The sequence below is a fragment of the Massilia sp. DWR3-1-1 genome (assembly GCF_049898325.1).
Lineage (GTDB): Bacteria > Pseudomonadota > Gammaproteobacteria > Burkholderiales > Burkholderiaceae_D > JAFCUW01.
Map to the genome: position 1 here is coordinate 17,539 of NZ_JAFCXL010000029.1, position 19,059 is coordinate 36,597.

At 68.4% G+C, this 19,059-nt stretch carries 13 protein-coding genes; 9 read left to right on the plus strand and 4 right to left on the minus strand.

Features of this window, described 5'->3' with window-relative positions:
• The first annotated feature begins 76 nt into the window (after positions 1 to 76).
• The 6 genes from ACP7EY_RS21835 to ACP7EY_RS21860 all read left to right on the plus strand — a co-directional run bounded on the left by ACP7EY_RS21835 (position 77) and on the right by ACP7EY_RS21860 (position 9,254).
• Positions 77 to 718, plus strand: coding sequence for an ANTAR domain-containing response regulator (locus tag ACP7EY_RS21835; RefSeq protein ID WP_426197379.1), 642 nt, complete (start codon positions 77 to 79; stop codon positions 716 to 718).
• 251 nt (positions 719 to 969) lie between these two features.
• Positions 970 to 1,632: an aldehyde dehydrogenase iron-sulfur subunit PaoA gene (gene paoA, locus ACP7EY_RS21840; RefSeq protein ID WP_426197381.1), complete on the plus strand. Its 663-nt coding sequence runs from the start codon at positions 970 to 972 to the stop codon at positions 1,630 to 1,632.
• Positions 1,629 to 2,585 carry an FAD binding domain-containing protein gene (locus tag ACP7EY_RS21845; protein WP_426197383.1) on the plus strand — a complete coding sequence of 319 codons (957 nt, stop codon included), beginning with the start codon at positions 1,629 to 1,631 and terminating at the stop codon, positions 2,583 to 2,585. Before paoA ends, ACP7EY_RS21845 begins: the two co-directional genes overlap by 4 nt.
• Positions 2,586 to 2,590: 5 nt before the next feature.
• Entirely contained in the window at positions 2,591 to 4,789 is a 2,199-nt protein-coding gene (gene paoC, locus ACP7EY_RS21850) for an aldehyde oxidoreductase molybdenum-binding subunit PaoC (protein ID WP_426197384.1), read from the plus strand.
• Positions 4,790 to 5,000: 211 nt separating this feature from the next.
• On the plus strand, positions 5,001 to 7,463 hold the full coding sequence (locus tag ACP7EY_RS21855) for an ATP-binding protein (RefSeq protein WP_426197386.1): 2,463 nt from the start codon (positions 5,001 to 5,003) through the stop codon (positions 7,461 to 7,463).
• A gap of 60 nt (positions 7,464 to 7,523) precedes the next feature.
• Entirely contained in the window at positions 7,524 to 9,254 is a 1,731-nt protein-coding gene (locus tag ACP7EY_RS21860) for an FAD-dependent oxidoreductase (RefSeq protein ID WP_426197388.1), read from the plus strand.
• Here ACP7EY_RS21860 and ACP7EY_RS21865 read toward each other — a convergent pair.
• The 3 genes from ACP7EY_RS21865 to ACP7EY_RS21875 form a co-directional block, all read right to left on the minus strand.
• The gene (locus ACP7EY_RS21865) at positions 9,224 to 10,639 is read right to left on the minus strand and encodes a sensor histidine kinase (RefSeq protein WP_426197390.1); all 1,416 of its coding nucleotides are present in this window, start codon (positions 10,637 to 10,639) and stop codon (positions 9,224 to 9,226) included. The genes ACP7EY_RS21860 and ACP7EY_RS21865 overlap by 31 nt on opposite strands.
• Positions 10,626 to 11,351, minus strand: coding sequence for a winged helix-turn-helix domain-containing protein (locus ACP7EY_RS21870; RefSeq protein WP_426197406.1), 726 nt, complete (start codon positions 11,349 to 11,351; stop codon positions 10,626 to 10,628). The genes ACP7EY_RS21865 and ACP7EY_RS21870 overlap by 14 nt, the downstream gene beginning before the upstream one ends.
• A gap of 72 nt (positions 11,352 to 11,423) precedes the next feature.
• Positions 11,424 to 12,530, minus strand: a complete 1,107-nt coding sequence (locus tag ACP7EY_RS21875) for a branched-chain amino acid aminotransferase (protein WP_426197392.1) — start codon at positions 12,528 to 12,530, stop codon at positions 11,424 to 11,426.
• Between the two features lie 403 nt (positions 12,531 to 12,933).
• Between ACP7EY_RS21875 and ACP7EY_RS21880 the strand changes: the two genes are divergently transcribed.
• From ACP7EY_RS21880 to ACP7EY_RS21890, 3 genes are read left to right on the plus strand one after another with little or no spacing between them, the layout of a single operon-like run.
• Positions 12,934 to 15,168 (plus strand): hybrid sensor histidine kinase/response regulator, encoded by a 2,235-nt coding sequence (locus ACP7EY_RS21880; protein ID WP_426197393.1) that lies wholly within the window; start codon positions 12,934 to 12,936, stop codon positions 15,166 to 15,168.
• Positions 15,169 to 15,226: 58 nt separating this feature from the next.
• Positions 15,227 to 16,396 (plus strand): ACT domain-containing protein, encoded by a 1,170-nt coding sequence (locus ACP7EY_RS21885; protein WP_426197395.1) that lies wholly within the window; start codon positions 15,227 to 15,229, stop codon positions 16,394 to 16,396.
• 24 nt (positions 16,397 to 16,420) lie between these two features.
• Positions 16,421 to 17,548, plus strand: a complete 1,128-nt coding sequence (locus ACP7EY_RS21890; protein WP_426197397.1) for an aminotransferase class V-fold PLP-dependent enzyme — start codon at positions 16,421 to 16,423, stop codon at positions 17,546 to 17,548.
• A 30-nt stretch (positions 17,549 to 17,578) separates the two neighbouring features.
• On the opposite strand, the gene tssK is transcribed toward ACP7EY_RS21890, so the two are convergent.
• On the minus strand, positions 17,579 to 18,934 hold the full coding sequence (tssK, locus tag ACP7EY_RS21895; RefSeq protein ID WP_426197398.1) for a type VI secretion system baseplate subunit TssK: 1,356 nt from the start codon (positions 18,932 to 18,934) through the stop codon (positions 17,579 to 17,581).
• Positions 18,935 to 19,059: the final 125 nt, after the last annotated feature.

The window sequence follows — 19,059 nt, forward strand, 5'->3', positions numbered from 1 at the left end:
TCTGCCGGGATAGTCTGTTGGCGACGCACGGCGACGCAATCGCTTATGATGGACCATCCCTGTACCTGGAGCTGGAATGACCGAAGCGCTGCCTGTCGATCCCTCGCGTCGTTTGATCCTGTTGGTCGATGATGATATTCACCTGCTCGCACTGCTGAGCAAAATGCTGCAAATGGCCAATTACGACGTGCGCATCGCCACCTCCGCGCCGATGGCGCTGGGCATGCTGGCCGATGGCGGCCGCGAACCCGACCTGGCCATTCTCGATATCCAGATGCCTGGCATGTCCGGCCTCGAACTGGCCGCCCACGTGCGGGCGAACTCGCCCGTGCCCTTCTTGTTTCTGTCGGCCAGCGACACCGACGCCTCGGTGCGCAGCGCCACCGAGCAGGGGGCGGTGGGCTACCTGGTCAAGCCCATCGAGTTGCACCAGCTCTTGCCCACCGTAATTGCCGGCCTTGCCCGCGGCGACGAGATCCGCAGCCTGCGCGACAACGAAGAGCGGCTCGGCCAGGCCCTGCAAACGGGGCGCGAAACGGGCATGGCCGTCGGCGTGCTGATGGAACGCTTCCGTCTCGACCGCGAGACGGCGTTTCGGATGTTGCGCGACCAGGCCAGATCGTCCCAGCGCAAACTCAACGATGTGGCCCGCGAACTGCTCGACGCGGGCGAGCTGCTCAACAGCTTCAACCGGCGCCTGCCGGAGCCGCGCAAATAAGCCAGGCGGCACGGGCCAGCCGTGCCATGGTCGCCGGATCGGGCCGTTCAGCCACGGCGCCGCAAGGCCATTTCAACGGTGTTCATGCAAATTGCGCAATGCAGTTAGACTGGCAATCGCGGATTTTCAGCCAGCCGAACGCGCCGCATCGGGGTCCTTGAAACGCACCAGACCTCCCTGCAAGGTGGTGTTTCCCTGGCCGGCCGTTTTACTTCATTCAAGCACACAGCAAGCACCCAGGAGGCACGCCCATGGACCAACTCAGTGATCTGAAACTCAGCCGGCGCGATCTGCTCATCGCCAGTGCCGTCACCGCCACCGCTTCGGCAGTGCCGTCGCTGGCCGTCGCCGCGGCGGCCGACCCGGCCCCGGCCCCGGCCGCGCCGGCGCCCGTGATCGCCGGCGTAACCATGCGCATCAACGGCAAGCAGCAGCAACTGCAGGTGGACACCCGCACGACCCTGCTCGACCTGCTGCGCGAAAACCTGCAGCTGACGGGCACCAAGAAGGGCTGCGACCATGGCCAGTGCGGCGCCTGCACGGTGATGGTCGATGGCCGCCGCATCAACGCCTGCCTGACGCTGGCGCTCATGCACGAAGGGGCCGAGGTCACCACCATCGAAGGCGTGGGCGCACCGGGCAAGCTGCACGCCATGCAGCAGGCCTTCATCAAGCACGACGGCTACCAGTGCGGCTACTGCACCCCCGGGCAGATCTGCTCGGCGCTGGCGGTGATCGAAGAAATCAAGCAGGGCCTGCCCAGCCACGTCAGCGCCAGCCTGACGGAAAAGCCCTTGCTCACGCCGACCGAACTGCGCGAGCGCATGAGCGGCAATATCTGCCGCTGCGGCGCCTATTCGAACATCATCGACGCCATCACCGAATACGCCAACGGCGCGGGAGCGAGCGCATGAAAGTATTTACCTATCAGCGCCCGACCGCCCCGGCCGATGCGGTCGCCGCCGCGCGCCTGCCCGACACCAGGTTCATCGCCGGCGGCACCAATCTGCTCGACCTGATGAAGCTGGAAATTGAAACCCCCGCCCACCTGGTCGACGTCAACCGCCTGGGGCCCGGCCTCGACAGGATCGAGGTCACCGCCAACGGCGGCCTGCGCATCGGCGCGCTGGTGCGCAATACCGACCTGGCGGCCGATGCGCGCGTGCGCAAGGATTACGGCGTGCTCGCGCGCGCGCTGCTGGCGGGCGCGTCGCAACAGTTGCGCAACAAGGCCACCACCGGCGGCAACCTGCTCCAGCGCACCCGCTGCCCGTATTTTTACGACACCAACATGCCGTGCAACAAGCGCCATCCCGGCAGTGGCTGCGCCGCCATCGGCGGCTTTACCCGCAACCTGGCCGTGCTGGGCGCCAGCGAGGCCTGCATCGCCACCCACCCCAGCGACATGGCGGTGGCGATGATGCTGCTCGACGCCTCGGTCGACACCTTGCAGCCGGGCGGACAGGTGCGCACGATTCCCATCGCCGCCCTGTATCGGGCGCCGGGCGACACGCCGCAGTTGGACACCAACCTGGCCCCTGGCGAACTGATCACGGCGGTCAGCCTGCCGCCGCCACTGGGCGGCACCCACCTGTACCGCAAGGTGCGCGACCGTTCCTCGTACGCCTTTGCCCTCATTTCGGTGGCGGCCGTGGTGCTGCCCGATGGCAGCGGCCGGATCGCCCTGGGCGGCGTGGCGCACAAGCCGTGGCGCCTGCCGGCGGCCGACGCCGCCATGCGCCAGGGCGCCAGCGCGGTGGCCGCGCAGTTGCTGGCCGGCGCCAGGCCGACGCCCGACAATGCATTCAAGCTGCCGCTGGTGCAGCGCACCATCGCGGCCGTCCTGAACGACGCCAAGAAAGGCTGACCGACATGAAATTCGATACCCCCGCAGGCACCAATCCCATCGATCAGTTAAAAGTCATCGGCAAACCGACTGACCGCATCGATGGCCCCCTGAAAACCAGCGGCACGGCGCCGTATGCCTACGAGCAGCACGAGGCGCCCGGGGCCGCTTATGGCGTGGTCGTCGGCGCCGCCATCGCCCGCGGCAGGATCGCCGCCATCGACCTGGCCGCCGCCGAAAAGGCGCCCGGTGTGCTGGCCATCGTCACCGCCGCCAACGCGGGCAAGCTTGGCAAGGGCAAGATGAACACCGCCAAACTGCTGGCCGGCCCCGAGGTCCAGCATTACCACCAGGCCGTCGCGGTGGTGGTGGCAGAGACGTTCGAGCAGGCCACCAGCGCGGCAGCCCTGGTCAAGGTGCGCTATGTGGCCGAAAAAGGGCGCTTCGACCTGGCCCTGGCGAAGGCGGCCAGGCCGGCCCTCAAGGCCGACAAGCAAAAGCCCGACAGCGGCGTGGGCGATTTCGCCGGCGCCTTCGCCGCCGCCCCCGTCACCCTCGACGCCAGTTACAGCACGCCCGACCAGTCGCACGCGATGATGGAACCGCATGCCTCGATCGCCCGCTGGGAAGGCGACAGGCTGACCTTGTGGACGTCGAACCAGATGATCGCCTGGGGGGTGGGCGACGTCGCCAGGACGCTCAATATACCGAAAGAAAACGTGCGCCTGATTTCGCCCTACATCGGCGGCGGCTTCGGCGGCAAGCTGTTCGTGCGCGCCGATGCCCTGATGGCGGCGCTGGGCGCGAAGGCGGCGGGGCGCCCCGTCAAGGTGGTGCTGCAGCGCCCGCTGATCATCAACAACACCACCCACCGCCCGGCCACCATCCAGCGCATCCGCATCGGCGCCACGCGCGATTGCAAGATCACCGCCATTGGCCACGAATCGTGGTCGGGCGACCTCGACGGCGGCTCGCCCGAGGAAGCCGTCGCCCAGACGCGCCTGTTGTACGCGGGCGCCCACCGCATGACGGCAATGCGCCTGGCCGTGCTCGATTTGCCCGAGGGTAACGCCATGCGCGCACCGGGCGAGGCGCCCGGGCTGATGGCGCTGGAAATCGCCATGGATGAAATGGCGGAAAAACTGAAGATCGATCCGGTCGAGTTCCGCGTCATCAACGACACCGGGGTCGATCCGGAAAAGCGCGAGCGCCGCTACTCGCAACGCCAGCTGATCGAATGCCTGCGCACGGGCGCCGACAAGTTCGGCTGGAGCGCCCGCAAGGCCACCCCCGGCCAGGTGCGCGACGGCCGCTGGCTGGTGGGCATCGGCGTGGCGGCCGCCTTCCGCAACAACATGACGATGAAATCGGCCGCCCGCGTCCGGCTCGGCAGCGACGGCGTGGTGACGGTGGAAACCGACATGACCGATATCGGCACCGGCAGCTACACCATCATCGCCCAGACGGCGGCCGAAATGATGGGCGTGACGCTCGAGCGCGTGCGGGTACGGCTGGGCGATTCGGCCTTTCCCGTCTCGGCCGGCTCGGGCGGCCAGTGGGGCGGCAACAGCGCCACCGCCGGCGTCTACGCCGCCTGCGTCAAGCTGCGCGAGCAGGTGGCGCACAAGCTGGGCATGCCGGCCGATGCCGCCTTCGCCGACGGCAACGTCACTGGCGGCGGCAAGAGCGCCACGCTGGGCGCGGCGGCGGCCGGCGGCGAACTGGTCGCCGAGGACTTCATGGAGTATGGCGATCTGGCCAAAAAATTCCAGCAATCGACCTTCGGCGCGCACTTTGTCGAAGTCGGTGTCGACATGGCCACCGGTGAAACCCGCATCCGCCGCATGCTGGCGGTGTGCGCGGCAGGCCGGATTCTTAACCCGAAGTCGGCGCGCAGCCAGGTGATCGGCGCCATGACCATGGGCGCCGGCGCCGCCCTGATGGAAGAACTGGCGGTCGACCATCGCCACGGATTTTTCGTCAACCACGATCTGGCCGGCTACGAGGTGCCCGTGCATGCCGACATTCCGCACCAGGACGTCATCTTCCTCGATGAAACCGACCCCATCTCCTCGCCCATGAAAGCGAAGGGCGTGGGCGAACTGGGCATCTGCGGGGTGGCGGCCGCCATCGCCAACGCCGTCTACAACGCCACCGGCGTGCGCGTGCGCGACTATCCGATCACGCTCGACAAGCTGCTCAAGGAGATGCCCGCTTACGTCTGAGTGGCGAAAAAAGCGCCGCGCGCCGCCGCCGCCGCCGCGGCAGGCGCTGTCACCGCGACCGTGCAAGCGCCTTTTTCAGGGCGGGCGCGGCGCCGGGTCGCAATGCCCGGCCCGGCCATGGTATCGTGCCCGCTCGCGCGCGCCCGACGGCGTGCCCTTATTGTTGCGCCTTCCAGGCAAAAGCAGGTGACCACGTTTGTTTGCGCTACCCATGCCAAGAACCAGTTTCATCGCCACCATCGTCGCGATCTTTCTCGTCCTCGCCGTCGCTGCCACGCTGGGCGGGGCGATCTGGATCGCGCGCAGCCAGGCCATCGAGGAATGGCAGCGGCAGATCGACAATCTGTCCCTGGTGCTGTCCGAACAGACGGCGCAGGAAGTCAAATCGGCCTACATGGTGCTCGACAGCATAGCCGAGAGCATGCAGGGCAACGATATTTTCACGGAAGCGCACATGCGCGCCCAGATGAGCAACGCCACCTGGTTCGCCAGCCTGCGCGACAAGATCCAGGGCCTGCCCCAGGTGGACGTGGCGACCATCGCCGCCGCCAACGGCGACATCATCAACCTCACCCGCGCCCACCCGGCGCCGGCGCCGCCGATCAACCTGTTCGACCGCGAGTATTTTCAAGCCCACCTGCAGCAGCCCGACCTGGGAATCTACATGAGTGCGCCCGTGCGCAACCGCAGCAATGGCCAGTGGACGTTCTACCTGAGCCGTCGCCTGAGCGGTCCGAACGGCGAATTTCTGGGGCTGGCGCTGGTGGGTTTTTCCAGCACCGTGCTGGCCGATTTCTACCAGAAGATCAACCTCGGCGATGGCGCCACCGTGGCGCTGTACCGGCGCGACGCCATGCTGATGGCGCGCTGGCCCCATGACGACGCGGTCATGGGCCGGCTCGCCGACAAGGCGCTGGGCACCGCCGGCGGCGCCGCCTTCCTCGCCGGCGCCAGCGCGCGCACGCTGCCACCGCTGGGCGCCTCGCGCCTGATCGACAACTTTCCGCTGGCAATCCATGTGACCGTCACCGACCGCCTGTACCTGGCGCAGTGGCGGCGTTTTTCCGCCGCCCTGGCGCTGGCCGGCGCGATCAGCGTGGTCGCCATCATGGCCGCCTTCGTGGTGCTGATCCGCTCGCTGCGGCGGCGCGAGCACGACATGGAAGAAATGCGCGCATTAAAATCGGCGGCCGAAGCGGCCAGCGGCGCCAAGTCGGCCTTCCTGGCCATGATGAGCCATGAGATCCGCACCCCGCTGACGTCCATCATCGGCTTTGCCGACATGATGGGCAAGAACGAGGTGGCGCTCGAGCGGGGCGAAGCGGCCGCCGTGATCGCCCGCAACGGCCACCATCTGCTCGACATCATCAACGACATCCTCGATATTTCCAAGATCGAGGCGGGCCGCCTGCAGTTCGAGCAGGTGCCGTTTGCGCCGCTGGACGTGGCCAACAGCGTGGCGGTGACGATGGCCGCCGAGGCCGCCGCCAGGCAACTCGACTTCACCGTCACCGTGGCGCCGCGCCTGCCGTCAGCGGTGCTGGGCGATGCCACCCGCTTCCGCCAGATCCTGTTCAATCTGTGTGGCAATGCCGTCAAATTTACCGAGCACGGCAGCGTGCAACTGGCGCTCGCCTACGATGAGGCCCAGGCCCACCTGATCTGCCGCGTCACCGACACGGGCATCGGCATGACCCCCGAGCAGCAAGCCGTGCTGTTCGAGCCGTTCAGCCAGGCCGGCAGCGCGGTGGCGCGCCAGTACGGCGGCACCGGCCTGGGCCTGCACCTGGTGCGGCAACTGAGCACCCGCATGGGCGGCGGCGTCACCGTCAGCAGCGCGGCCGGGCGCGGCGCCGTGTTCGAGGTGCACATCGTGGCGCCGCTGGCGGCGGGGGCGGTGTGGCTGGCGCCGGCGGCGGGCATCGCGCCGGCGCCGCTCGCCGCCGCGGCGGACGCGGGCCTGCGCCTGCACGGCCATGTGCTGGTGGCCGAAGACGGCATCGACAACCGCCGCCTGGTGGGCGTGTTTCTCGACAGCCTGGGCCTGACCCACGAGGCGGTCGACAACGGCGCGCTGGCGCTCGAGCGGGCCGCCAGCGGGCGCTTCGACCTGGTGCTGATGGACATTCGCATGCCCGTGCTGGACGGCGTCAGCGCCACCGAATCGCTGCGTGCGCAAGGCTTTGACAAGCCCATCATTGCCCTCACCGCCAACCTGATGCAGGAGGACCTGGCGCGTTACGCCGCCGCTGGTTTCAACCGCAGCGTCGGCAAGCCGATCGACTTTGCCGAGCTGGCGGCGACGCTGGCGATCCTGCTGGGGCAGACGGGGGGCGCCGGCGCTGGTACGGGGGCGGCGCTCGCGCTCGCTCCCGTGATCGACGCGCTGGCCGAGATCCGCGATGCCTTCAGCGCCTCGCTGGCGCCGCGCCTGGCCAGCCTGGCCGCGCTGGTCGATGGCGGGCAGTGGAGCGAGGCGGCGGAACTGGCCCACCAGTTGCGCGGCGCTGGCGGCTCGTTTGGCTATCCGGGCCTGTCGCGCTGCGCCCGCGTGCTGGAGATGGCGGCCGACCGCCGCGACGGCGCGGCCAGCGCGCAGGCGCTGGCCGCGCTGATGGCGCTCGATGAATTGCGCGATGTGGGCGGCGCGCCGCGCCGCGCGCTGCTTGCCTGAGAAGGGCCGGGGAACCGCGCCGACCGCAGCTTGTCCTAAACTTATTTTACGGGAGATCCCATGCCGACCGACCTGAGCATCGACCTGCTGGCCGACGCCGACCATCCGCACGAGGGCGCGGGCCCCGCCGTGGCCGATGGCGGCAACCGGCGCGAGCAGATTTTCCCCACCTTCGACGTCGACGAACTGGCGCGCATGGTGCGCTTTGGCAGGCGCCGCCAGTGGAACGACGGCGAGGCCGTGTTCGAAGCCGGCGGCCACTGTCCCGGCCTGGTGATGGTGCTCGAAGGGGCCATTGCCGTGTGCCGCTCGAACGGCATGGGCCACACGGCGCAGATCAACCGCGCCACACCGGGCCAGTTCACCGGCGAAGTGGCGCAGTTGTCGGGCCGGCCGCCGCTGGCCAGCGGCCGCGCCATCGGCGCCGTCGATGCCATCGTGTTCGATCCGGAGGCGCTGCGCGCGCTGCTGATCGGCGAAGCCGAACTGGGCGAGCGCATCATGCGCGCCCTGATCCTGCGCCGCGTCGGCCTGATCGACGACAGCGGCGGCGGTCCCGTGGTGATCGGCCCGCCCACCAATCGCGCCACCTTCCTCCTGCAAAATTTCTTGTCGAGTAACGCCCAGCCCTACCTGTATCTTGATCCGGGCGATCCGGCCAACGACGCCGCCTGCGCCGAACTGGTCCGCCTGCACTATCAGCAGGACGACGACTGGCCGCTGGTGGTGTGCGCCGACGGCAGCGTACGCGCCAATCCGGGCCTGACCGCCATCGGCGCCCGCCTGGGCATGCTGCCCCGGCTCGATGGCGACGCCGTGTTCGACGTGGTGGTGGTGGGGGCCGGACCGGCCGGCCTGGCCACCGCCGTGTATGCGGCCTCCGAGGGTTTGTCGGTGCTGGTGCTGGAACAGCGCGCCTACGGCGGCCAGGCCGGCGCCAGCGCCCGCATCGAGAACTACCTGGGCTTTCCCACCGGTGTGTCGGGGCGCGCGCTGGCCGGGCGCGCTTACGTGCAGGCGCTCAAATTCGGCGCCCAGCTGGCGATCCCGGCGCCGGCCACGGGCCTGCGCTGCGGCGGCCCGCTGCTGCAAGTGGGCTTCGGCGATCCGGCCGATGGCGCCGGCAGCGTGCAGGCACGCGCGGTGGTGCTCGCCTGCGGCGCCCGCTACCGGCGACCGCCCATCGACAAGCTGGCCCAGTTCGAGGGGCGCGGGGTGTACTACTGGGCCTCGCCGATCGAAGCGCGGCTGTGCCGCCAGCAGGACGTGATCCTGGTCGGCGGCGGCAATTCGGCCGGCCAGGCGGCGGTGTTCCTGTCGCGCCACGCCAGCCGGGTACACATGCTGATCCGCTCGGCAGGGCTGGCGGCCACCATGTCACGCTACCTGGTCGAGCGCATCGGTGCCACCGCCAACATCGAACTGCACCCGCACAGCGAAGTCGCCGGACTCGACGGCGACGACGAAGGGCTGCAGACAGTATCGGTCAGGCAGCGCGACGGTAGCCTGCATCGCTACCACGCCCGCTGCCTGTTCATTTTCATCGGCGCCGATCCGAATACGCAGTGGCTCGACGAGTGCGGCGTGCGGCTCGACGCCGGCGGCTTCGTCTGCACCGGCGCCGACGCCGGCGCCGGGCAGGCCGCGCTGGCCACCAGCGTGGCGGGCGTGTTCGCCATCGGCGACGTGCGCGCCAACTCGACCAAGCGGGTGGCGGCGGCGGTCGGTGAGGGCGCCGCCGTGGTGGCGCAGTTGCACGGTTACCTGGCGCGGTTGGCGCCGGTCGCCTGAGGCGGCAGTCGGCGCGGCAGGCGCAGTTGCGCCAGCAATCCGGGCCGGGCGTCGCCCAGGCACAACTGGCCGTCGTGGGCGGTGGCGATCGCCTGCACGATCGACAGCCCCAGCCCGTTGCCGGGCACGGCACGGCTCTGGTCGAGCCGGTAGAAGCGCTCGACCACCCGGGCGCGCTGATCGGGCGGCACCCCGGGCCCATTGTCGCGCACCGTGATGACCGCGTCGTCGCCGTCGACGGCGCTGCTCACCGTCACCACGGCGCCGCTGCCGGCGTGCTTGATGGCGTTGTCGATCAGGCTCGCCAGCGCGGTCGCCACCAGGTTGCGGTCGGCCTGCAGCGCCACCGGCGCGCCGTCGGCGCAGCGCAGGCTGACCCCGTGCAGTTCGGCGGCGGCGTCGTGCATGTCGACCATGTCGGCGGCGATCACCTGCAGGTCGACGGTGACGCGTTGGTCCGCGCGCAAGCCCGACTCGGCCTGGGCGATCTGCAGCAGGCGCTCGAACAAGCCGATCAGATCGTCGATGTCGCCGATGGCGACGGCGGCGGCGGCGCCCAGCAGGCCTGCGTCGGACGGCTGGCGCAGCGCCTCGTCGAGCCGGCTGCGCACCCGCATCAGGGGCGTGCGCAGGTCATGGGCGATGGCGTTCGAGACGTTGCGGATGCCGTCCATCAGGTGCTCGATGCGGTCGAGCATGCGGTTGATGTCGGCATTGAGCAGGCCGAACTCATGGTCGCCGGTGACGACGATGCGGCGTCGCATATCGCCGGCGGCGACATCGGCGGCGGCGCGCCGTACATCGCCGATGCGCCGTTCGACCAGGCGCCGGAACAGCAGCGCGCCGGCCACCGCCAGTGCCGCCGCCAGTAACGCGCCCTTGATCAGCGCATCGATCATCAGGGGACGGATCGAATCGCGTTCTTCCGCTTCGTAGCCGAAGGCCAGCACGCCGCCGGCGGAAATCGCGCGCACCATCAGGCGGGCGCGGATCGGCTCGCCGCGGCGCTGCACGCTGCGCGTGAGGAGAACGTCGGGCGATGGCTTGATGCCGTCCCAGCCGGCGATATTGCCGCCCAGCGTGCGCCCGGCGCTGTCCTGCACCAGGTACAGTTCCCCATCGGTGTCGCCGTCGATGCCGTTGGCCAGCGCCTCGCCGATCTCGTCGGCGATCTGTTGCGGCGAGCGGGTGGCGATGCGCGTGGCCATGCGGCTGGCCTGGGCCAGGATCTTGGCGTCGGTATCGGCGTCGATCATGTGGACCAGGCCGAAGTAGAACACCGCCGACACCGCCAGCATCGACGCCATCGACAGCGCGCCGCAGGTGACGACCAGGCGCACGGCGATCGAGCCGCCCTGGGTGCGCCCCCCGTCAGGCGGGCGCACTGCTGGCCGCGGCGTGGTCGGCCTCGGCCGGCGCGAGGGCGGCGAGGCGGTAGCCGATGCCGCGCACGGTATGGATCAGGGGCTGGGCGAAGTCGCGGTCGACCTTGGTGCGCAGGCGGCTGATCTGCACGTCGATCACATTGGTCTGCGGGTCGAACTGGTAATCCCACACGCCTTCGAGCAGCATGGTGCGGGTGACGACCTGGCTTTCGTGACGCATCAAGAATTCGAGCAGGCGAAATTCGCGCAATTGCAGGGTGATCGCCTTGTCGCCGCGCGTTACGCGCATGGTGCTGACATCGAGCGTCAGGTCGGCCACTTGCAGCTGCAGCGCGTGGCGACCGACGCCCGAGCGGCGCCACACGGCCTCGATGCGCGCCAGCAGTTCGGCCATGGCGAACGGCTTGGGCAGGTAATCGTCGGCGCCGCCCTGCAGGCCGCGCACCCGTTCCTCGGTGCTCGAGAGGGCGCTGACGACGATGATCGGGGTGGTGTGGCCCAGTTCGCGCAGGCGGGCGATCAGCGCCAGTCCGTCGATCGCGCCGGGCAGCATGCGATCGACGATGATCAGTTCCCAGCGTCCGCCCAGCGCCTGCGCCAGGCCGGCGTCGCCGGTGAACGCGGCGCTGGGCGCATAGCCGGCCTCGCGCAGGCCATTGCAGATGTAGCGGGAGGTGTCAACTTCGTCTTCAATTACCAGGCAGCGCACGATGGTCTCCAGGAGGTGGGCGGGAGGGGCCGGCAATCACAACGATCACCGGCGCCGTTCACCAGGCAATGCGATTCAGCGTGGCTTGATCGCATGCATCCAGCCATGCGTATCGGCCGCGGTACCGTGCTGGATGCCCAGCAGGGCGTCGCGCAGCGCCATCGTGACGGCGCCGTTTTCGCCGTTGTTGATGGTCATGTCGAAACCGTTCGCCTTGACATGGCCCACCGGGGTGATGACGGCAGCCGTGCCGCAGGCGAACACTTCGGTCAGGGCGCCGCTGGCGATATCGGCGCGCCACTGCGACACCGACAGGCGCCGCTCTTCCGAGGCGTAGCCCAGGTCGCGGGCGATCTGCAGCAGGCTGTCGCGGGTGATCCCGGGCAGCAGGGTGCCGGTCAGTGCGGGCGTGACGAGCGTGACTTTTTCGCCGTCGCGGTAGACGAAGAACAGGTTCATGCCGCCCATCTCTTCGACGAACTGGCGTTCGACCGCGTCCAGCCAGACGACCTGGTCGCAGCCTTTTTGTTCGGCCTGGGCCTGGGCCACCAGGCTGGCGGCGTAGTTGCCCGCGCACTTGGCTTCGCCAGTGCCGCCGGGCGCGGCGCGCACGTAGTCTTCGCTGATCCACACGGTGACGGGCTTGACGCCTTTCGGGAAGTAGGCGCCGGCGGGCGAGGCGAACAGCACGAACAGGTACTCACTGGCCGGACGCACGCCCAGGAAGGGATCGGTGGCGATCATCAGGGGACGCAGGTACAGGCTCTCGCCCACGTTTTTCGGCACCCAGTTGCGTTCGAGGTCGATCAGGGCGTCGGCCGCTTCAAGGAACAGGTCGGGCGGCAGGTCCGGCATGGCCAGGCGGGCGGCGCTGCGATTGAAGCGGGCCGCGTTCGCTTCGGGGCGGAACGTGGCGACGCCGCCGTCGGGCTGGGCGAAGGCCTTGAAGCCTTCGAAAATCGACTGGCCATAATGCAGCGACGAGCAGGCCGGGTCCAGCATGAGCGGACCGTAGGCCTTGATGTCACCCTGCTGCCAGGCGCCGTCGCGGTAAGGGATCAGCGCCATGTGGTCGGTGAAGGCGCGGCCGAAACTGAGTTTGCTCATGCGCTCGGCGCGGGCGCTGTCGGACAGGATCGTGGCGGATGGCGTGATGACGAGGCGGGACGGGGACGATTGCATGATTCTCTCTGGTGGAATTTGGTCGGGACATGTTGGCGTGGCGTTGGCGCGCGGATCATCCGCGGCGGCGCCGGCCTGAGACGCGATTGTAGCGCAGCCGCTGGGCCCGGGCCACGGCGCCGCGCGGCGCCGCCCGGTGTTATGACGACGCTAATTTTTTGCGCTTCATTCCTGCTAGCTCGTTGTGACTAGGCGCGGCTGGCGCCGGCACTGGCGCCAGCCGCTGTCCCCCCGGCGCGGGCGCCGCGCGCCGTTCCGACGGAAGAGTTGGTAAGCTGTGGACGAACAATTGGTGGCCGCGCCGGAGTATATTAGCGGCACGGCGTCGACGCCGCGGCGCAGGCTGTGCGCAGTGCGCCCGCAGTGCCATCCGCCCCGATTGTTTACTCTTGCCGCCGCAGCCATGTTTCGATCCATCTCCCTGACCTTGCGTCAACTGCTGTTTCTGTTGACCCTACTGGGCTTGCTGCCGGTCGCCGTCATCGGCGCCTGGGGCATCCACGCGGCGGTGGCGCGCCAGCAGGCCGACCTGTCGTCCTCGATCCAGGCGCTGGCGCGGGCGCTGGCCGGCGCCGTCGACGCCGAACTCGACACCACCTTGCAAACCGTGCGCGTGCTCTCGGCCAGTCCGGCGCTCGCCGCGCACGACTTGGCCGCCTTCTACGACGTCGCCGCGGCGGCGGTCAAGGCGCAATCGGACTGGCGCGGTGTGATCCTCACGGACAGGGCCGGCAAGGTGCTGTTCAAGACCAGCGAACCCTACGGCACGCCGGACCAGGTCATCAACGATCAGGCCAGCCTGCGCACGGCGATGACGACCCTGCGCCCGGTGGTGGGCGGGGTATCGAAAAACCGGGCCGGCCTGGCCGCCGTGCCGATCCGGGTGCCGGTGCTCGAGGCCGGCCGCCTGCAGTATGTGGTCACGGTGGCGCTGGCGCCTGACCGCCTGCTGCGCATCCTGCACAACCAGAAGGTACCGCCGGCGTGGCTGGTGTCGGTCTCCGACACCCAGGGCATGCGGGTGGCGCGCACGCCCGACCAGGCCGGCACAGTGGCCACGCGGGTCTCCGACACCCTGGCGCAGCTGATGCGGCGTGGCGCGCTCGAGGCCAGCGGGGTGGCGATCGGCGCCAACGGCACCGAGATGCTCTCGACTTACAGCACCGTGCCCGGCCACGGCTGGACGGTGGCGATCGGCGCGCCCACCGCGCGCTTTACCGAGGTGCTGAGGCAGACCCTGGGCGCCTACGCCGCCGCCATCGCGGTGGCGCTGGCGCTGTACCTGGCGCTGGTGGTGGCCATTTCGCGCCGGCTGGTGGTATCGATCGACCATCTGAAGGAGCAGACCGGGCGGCTTGGTCGCAAGCTGCCCGTGCAGATGTTGCCGAGCCGGGTGCGCGAAGTGAACGAGATCGGCGAGAGCCTGCACAAGGCCTGCGCCGAACTGGCTGCGGGCGAGCGCGAACGCGAGGCGCTGGTGGTGTCGCTGACGGCGACGCTGGCGCGCGCCGAAAAGGCCGCCGCTACCAAGGATAATTTTCTGGCCGTGCTGGGCCACGAACTGCGCAACCCGCTCGCGCCGATCGTGATGGCGCTCGACCTGATGGATGCGCGCGCCGGCAATGAATATCGGCGCGAGCGCGACACCATGCGACGCCAGGTCCAGCACATGCGCCGCCTGGTCGATGACCTGCTCGACGTGTCGCGCATCACCCAGGGCAAGCTGACCATGGCGCACGAGCCGGTCTGCCTGTCGCAGGCGCTGCGCCAGGCGATCGACTCGGTGCGCCCGGCGATGGACAGCGCCAACCGCAATTTTATCGAGCACATCGACGAGGTGTGGGTGATCGGCGACGAGACGCGCCTGGTGCAGGTGGCCATCAACCTGCTGGTGAACGCCCTGCGCTACGGCGGTAACGGCAACGTCGAGGTCGAACTGCGGCGCCAGGACGGCAAGGCGGTGCTGGTCATCGGCGACAGCGGCGTCGGCATGGAGACGGGCACCGCGGCGCTGATCTTCCAGCCGTTCTACCAGGCGCCGCAGCCGCTGGCGCGCGCCTCGGGCGGACTGGGACTGGGCCTGACCATCGTGCTCTCGCTGGTCGAACTGATGAACGGCACGGTGCGCGCCTCCAGCGCCGGACTGGGGCAGGGCAGCCGCTTCGAGGTGGCGTTGCCGGCGGTCGAGCCGGCCGTCGCGGCCGTCGCGCCGGCGTTCGCGCCGGCGCCGCTGCTGGCGCGGCGCATCATGATCGTCGACGACAATCTCGACGCCGCCCACACCACCGCGGAAGTGCTCGCGCTGATGGGCCACCAGGTGCGCGCGGCGCACGACGGCAAGGGCGCCCTGGCGCTGCTGCTGAAAATGCAGCCGGACGTCGCCATCCTCGACATCGGCCTGCCCGACATCGACGGCTTCGAACTGGGCCGCGCGGTGCGCCGCCAGGGCTTCAGGGGGATCATGCTGGCGCTGACCGGTTACGGCCAGGAGCGCGACCGCCAGTCGGCGCTCGCAGCCGGTTTCGATCAGCACCTGACCAAGCCGGTCGACGTCGTCGAACTGCAGCGGGCGATGGATGCCGCCGACCAGCGCCGCCGGGCCGCCGAATCCACCGAGCCGGCCGAACCCCGGCCATAAGGGGCGATCGGCCCCTTTCTGGTATCCTGCAATTCTGTTCAGTTGGAGGATATGGTCGATGAAAGTCGCATTGGTGGGATCCCGTTTTTTTGCCGCATCCGTGCTGGCTGCCCTGAGCGAAGAGGTGGGCATTGAATTCGTCGGCGTCGTCGCGCCCGCCGGGGACGACCGCCTGGCCATCGCCGGCCGCGCCGCCGGTCTGCCCGTGCACGTGCTGGCCGATCCGCGCAATGTGCCGGCCGAGGCGATCCCCGAAGGCACCGACCTGATCATCGCCGCCCACACCCACGCGCGCGTGAGCGACGGCGCGCTGGCGCGCGCCCGGCTGGGTGGGGTCGGCTACCATCCATCGCTGCTGCCGCGCCACCGCGGCATCGCCGCCGTCGAATGGACCATCCTCGAGGGCGATCCGATCGCCGGCGGCTCGGTCTACCACCTGGCCGACGGCTGGGACGCGGGCGCCATCGCCGCGCAGGACTGGTGTTTCGTGCTCAAGGGCGAGAACGCACGCCAGTTGTGGGAGCGCGCGCTGGCGCCAATGGGCATCGCCCTGCTGGCCAAGGTGGCGCACCAGGCCCGCGTTGACGGCGTGCTGCCGGCGTTCCCGCAGGACCAGCGCTTTGCCACCCAGGCCAAAATGATCCGCCGCGCCGTCGTGCTGACCGAGGAAAGCGCATCGGCCACGGTGGCGCTGGTGGTCACCGTGGCGGGGCCGGACCGCCACGGCATCGTCAGCATGCTCGCCGAGCGCGCCCAGCGCTACGGCGCCAACTGGGCGGCCAGCCGCATGACGCGCCTGTCCGGCGAATTTTCCGGCACCGTCCACTTCGACGTGCCGCGCGAGCATGCCGACGCGCTGGCGGCGTCGCTCAAGCAGCTCTCGTCGTCGGGCCTGGAGGTGCTCATCGCCAGCCGCGGCAGCGCGGTGGTGCCGGCCACGCTGCGCGCTTTCGAACTTGAACTGGTGGGCGAAGACCGGGGCGGCATCGTCAGCCGCCTCACTGGCATGCTGGCCGAACGGGGCGTCAGTATCGAGAGCATCCACACCAGCATCGTGCGCAATGGCGTGACGGGCAAGCAGACCTTTAAAATCGGCGCCCACCTGCTGGCGCCGGCGGCGCTGGCGGTCGATGCGCTGCGCACGGAACTTGGCAGCCTGGCCAGCGATCTGATGGTCGATATCGCGCTCGACGAGCGCCCTGACAGTGCTGGCGCGCCCGCCAACTAACCCCTACTTCACCGGAGACATCCCATGCCAGGCTTGCTGCCCGACGTCGACCCCGACGGACTGGTCGAATTTTCCGTCGTCTATTCCGACCGCGCCCTCAACCACATGTCGCAGCAGTTCCAGGGCGTCATGCGCGACATTTCGTCGACCCTGAAAACCGTGTATCACGCCCATTCGGCCATCGTGGTGCCGGGCAGCGGCACCTTCGGCATGGAAGCGGTGGCGCGCCAGTTCGCCACCAACCGCGATTGCCTGGTGATCCGCAATGGCTGGTTCAGTTACCGCTGGACCCAGATCTTCGACATGGGCGCGATCGCCTCCACCTCGACGGTGCTGAAGGCCCGCGTCACCGGGCCCGAACCCCAGGCGCCGTTCGCGCCGTGCCCCATCGACGAGGTGGTGGCGGCGATTGCCGAGAAGCGCCCGGCGCTGGTGTTTGCCCCGCACGTGGAAACGGCCTCCGGCATCGTGCTGCCGGACGAGTATCTGCGCCGGGTGGGCGAGGCGGTGCACGCCGTCGGCGGCCTGTTCGTGCTCGACTGCATCGCCTCGGGCGCCATCTGGGTCGACATGCAGGCCTGCGGCGTGGACATCCTGATCAGCGCCCCGCAAAAGGGCTGGAGCGGCTCGCCCTGCTGCGCGCTGGTGATGCTGAGCGAACTGGCGCGCACGCGCATCGACGCCACCACCAGCACCAGTTTTGCCTGCGACCTGAAAAAATGGCTGCAGATCATGGAGGCCTACGAGGGCGGCGGCTTTGCCTACCACGCCACCTTGCCCACCGACGCCCTGACCAGGCTGCGCGCGGTGATGCGCGAGACGGCCGCCTACGGCTTCGACAAGGTCAAGGCCGAGCAGCAGGCGCTGGGCGACGGCGTGCGCGCGCTGCTCGCCGCGCGCGGCTTCAAGAGCGTCGCCGCGCCCGGCTTCACCGCGCCCGGCGTGGTGGTGAGCTACACCGACGACGACGCCATCGCTTCGACCAGGAAATTCGCCGAGGCGGGCGTGCAGATCGGCGCCGGCGTGCCCTTGCAGTGCGACGAACCGGCCGATTTCAAATCCTTCCGGATCGGCCTGTTCGGTCTCGACAAGCTGCAGAACCGCGAGCGCACCTTGCAGACATTTGCTGCCGCGCTGGAACAGGTGCGCTAGCCTGTATCATCGTGGCTGGGGAGAAATTGCTCAGGGCGCGACCCCGAACGCTTCGATCTTGAGCCCGTTGATACCGCCCAGGACGTGAATTGCGAGCTTCTGCACCTTGAGCATGTCCTCGTACAGCGTGCCCTTGTTCTCTATTAGAAAGTAGTAGGTGCTGGGCCGTACCGGCACCTCGGGCGGCACCTGCGCCATGTGGACCAGGTTCAGGCCGGGCAAGGACATGGCGATCATTTTTTCAAGGTCGTCGGGTGCAGCCACTTTTATCAGGCGCGGCACAGCGGCGACCAGTTCGAGCGCTGGCATGTCGGCGTTGATGGCGAGATAGAGTGCTGTTTTGCTGTTGTCCATGGATGGATCGAGCTGCGCCCTGTGGATGGATTTGCCCTCTTCGGGGGGAATCAAGGCAATCTTGAAATAGCGCGATGAGATCAATGTATCGATGAGGTCACGGATGATGGCGTCGAGCCGAGCGAAACCCGCGGCAGGATCTTCGTGCTGGTAGGTCGGCAGGTCGCCAAGCGCGTACTTCGTCGAGAAGGTCATCAGTCCGCCGGCAAAGCTCATCAAGCGGTCGAACAGGTTTTCGGGATGGTGGCGGGCATAGTTGGCGCAGTGGGTAAGAGAAGCGCTGACGGTGCTGATGGTGTTGAGCAGCCAGAACGAGGACAGGTCGCCGCCATGCACTTCGACGGTGTCCCTGTTGGTCTGCCAGTGGCGGCTGTATAGTTCGCGCATCTTCGATTCGAGCGTCCCCAGCAGACTCTTCAATTGGATATGCAACGTTGAACTTTCCCTCAGATAGACGCGTGGCGGAATGAATGTCTTGTCTTCTTCGAAGCCGCCGCCAACCAGTCGGCGCAGCCGGATGACAGGAAAGCTGTAATAGCCGTCTCGTGCCTCGTTGCGCTCCATCAGTCGCACCGTATTATTGAGGTAGAACACATCGGTTTGTCCGGCATCGGTGAACAAGTCACGCGTTACTTGTTCGTTGGCGGCGTAGCGCGCGCCGTTGTGCGCACCTGACATATTGGCCAAGTTGCCGCCGTGCTTATTTAGCGTGGGCAGCGCGGCGTAGAACGTGAACACCTGCACGGTGAGCGGCAGGTTCGACAGGTTCACGACGGGCGGCAAGGGGTCGGCGTTCGGTGCTTCGTAGAAAGTGCCGTCCTGAAAAATGCAGGACATTGATTGCGCACTCAGCAGGTTGTTGAGCAATTGCTCCGTGTTCCAGCGCACTTCGTCGTTCACGCCCCACAGGTGGGGCCGCACCGCTGCGACGGCGCGTTGAAGTCGGTCTTCATGATAGTGGTCCTGTTGCTGGAACTGATGGTGCGCGACGAGTTGACCCTCGCCCCACAGGATTTTAGATGGCAGACTCATCGCGTTCCTCCGGATCGATTGAGAATATTCGACTGCCCAGCATGGACGTTTCCCCTTGGGAAGTGATTGATCAGGCGCAAGCAAGCAGTGATACCGGCATCGCTGGACGCTGGACGCTGGCAGTG

Excerpts from the sequence above, each read along its gene's own strand:
- ACP7EY_RS21860 (WP_426197388.1), top strand. The coding sequence starts at position 7,524 with ATGCCGACCGACCTGAGCATCGACCTGCTGGCCGACGCCGACCATCCG.
- ACP7EY_RS21855 (WP_426197386.1), top strand. The coding sequence starts at position 5,001 with ATGCCAAGAACCAGTTTCATCGCCACCATCGTCGCGATCTTTCTCGTC.
- ACP7EY_RS21845 (WP_426197383.1), top strand. The coding sequence starts at position 1,629 with ATGAAAGTATTTACCTATCAGCGCCCGACCGCCCCGGCCGATGCGGTC.
- paoC (WP_426197384.1), top strand. The coding sequence starts at position 2,591 with ATGAAATTCGATACCCCCGCAGGCACCAATCCCATCGATCAGTTAAAA.
- ACP7EY_RS21880 (WP_426197393.1), top strand. The coding sequence starts at position 12,934 with ATGTTTCGATCCATCTCCCTGACCTTGCGTCAACTGCTGTTTCTGTTG.
- ACP7EY_RS21890 (WP_426197397.1), top strand. The coding sequence starts at position 16,421 with ATGCCAGGCTTGCTGCCCGACGTCGACCCCGACGGACTGGTCGAATTT.
- paoA (WP_426197381.1), top strand. The coding sequence starts at position 970 with ATGGACCAACTCAGTGATCTGAAACTCAGCCGGCGCGATCTGCTCATC.
- ACP7EY_RS21835 (WP_426197379.1), top strand. The coding sequence starts at position 77 with ATGACCGAAGCGCTGCCTGTCGATCCCTCGCGTCGTTTGATCCTGTTG.
- ACP7EY_RS21885 (WP_426197395.1), top strand. The coding sequence starts at position 15,227 with ATGAAAGTCGCATTGGTGGGATCCCGTTTTTTTGCCGCATCCGTGCTG.
- ACP7EY_RS21875 (WP_426197392.1), bottom strand. The coding sequence starts at position 12,530 with ATGCAATCGTCCCCGTCCCGCCTCGTCATCACGCCATCCGCCACGATC.
- tssK (WP_426197398.1), bottom strand. The coding sequence starts at position 18,934 with ATGAGTCTGCCATCTAAAATCCTGTGGGGCGAGGGTCAACTCGTCGCG.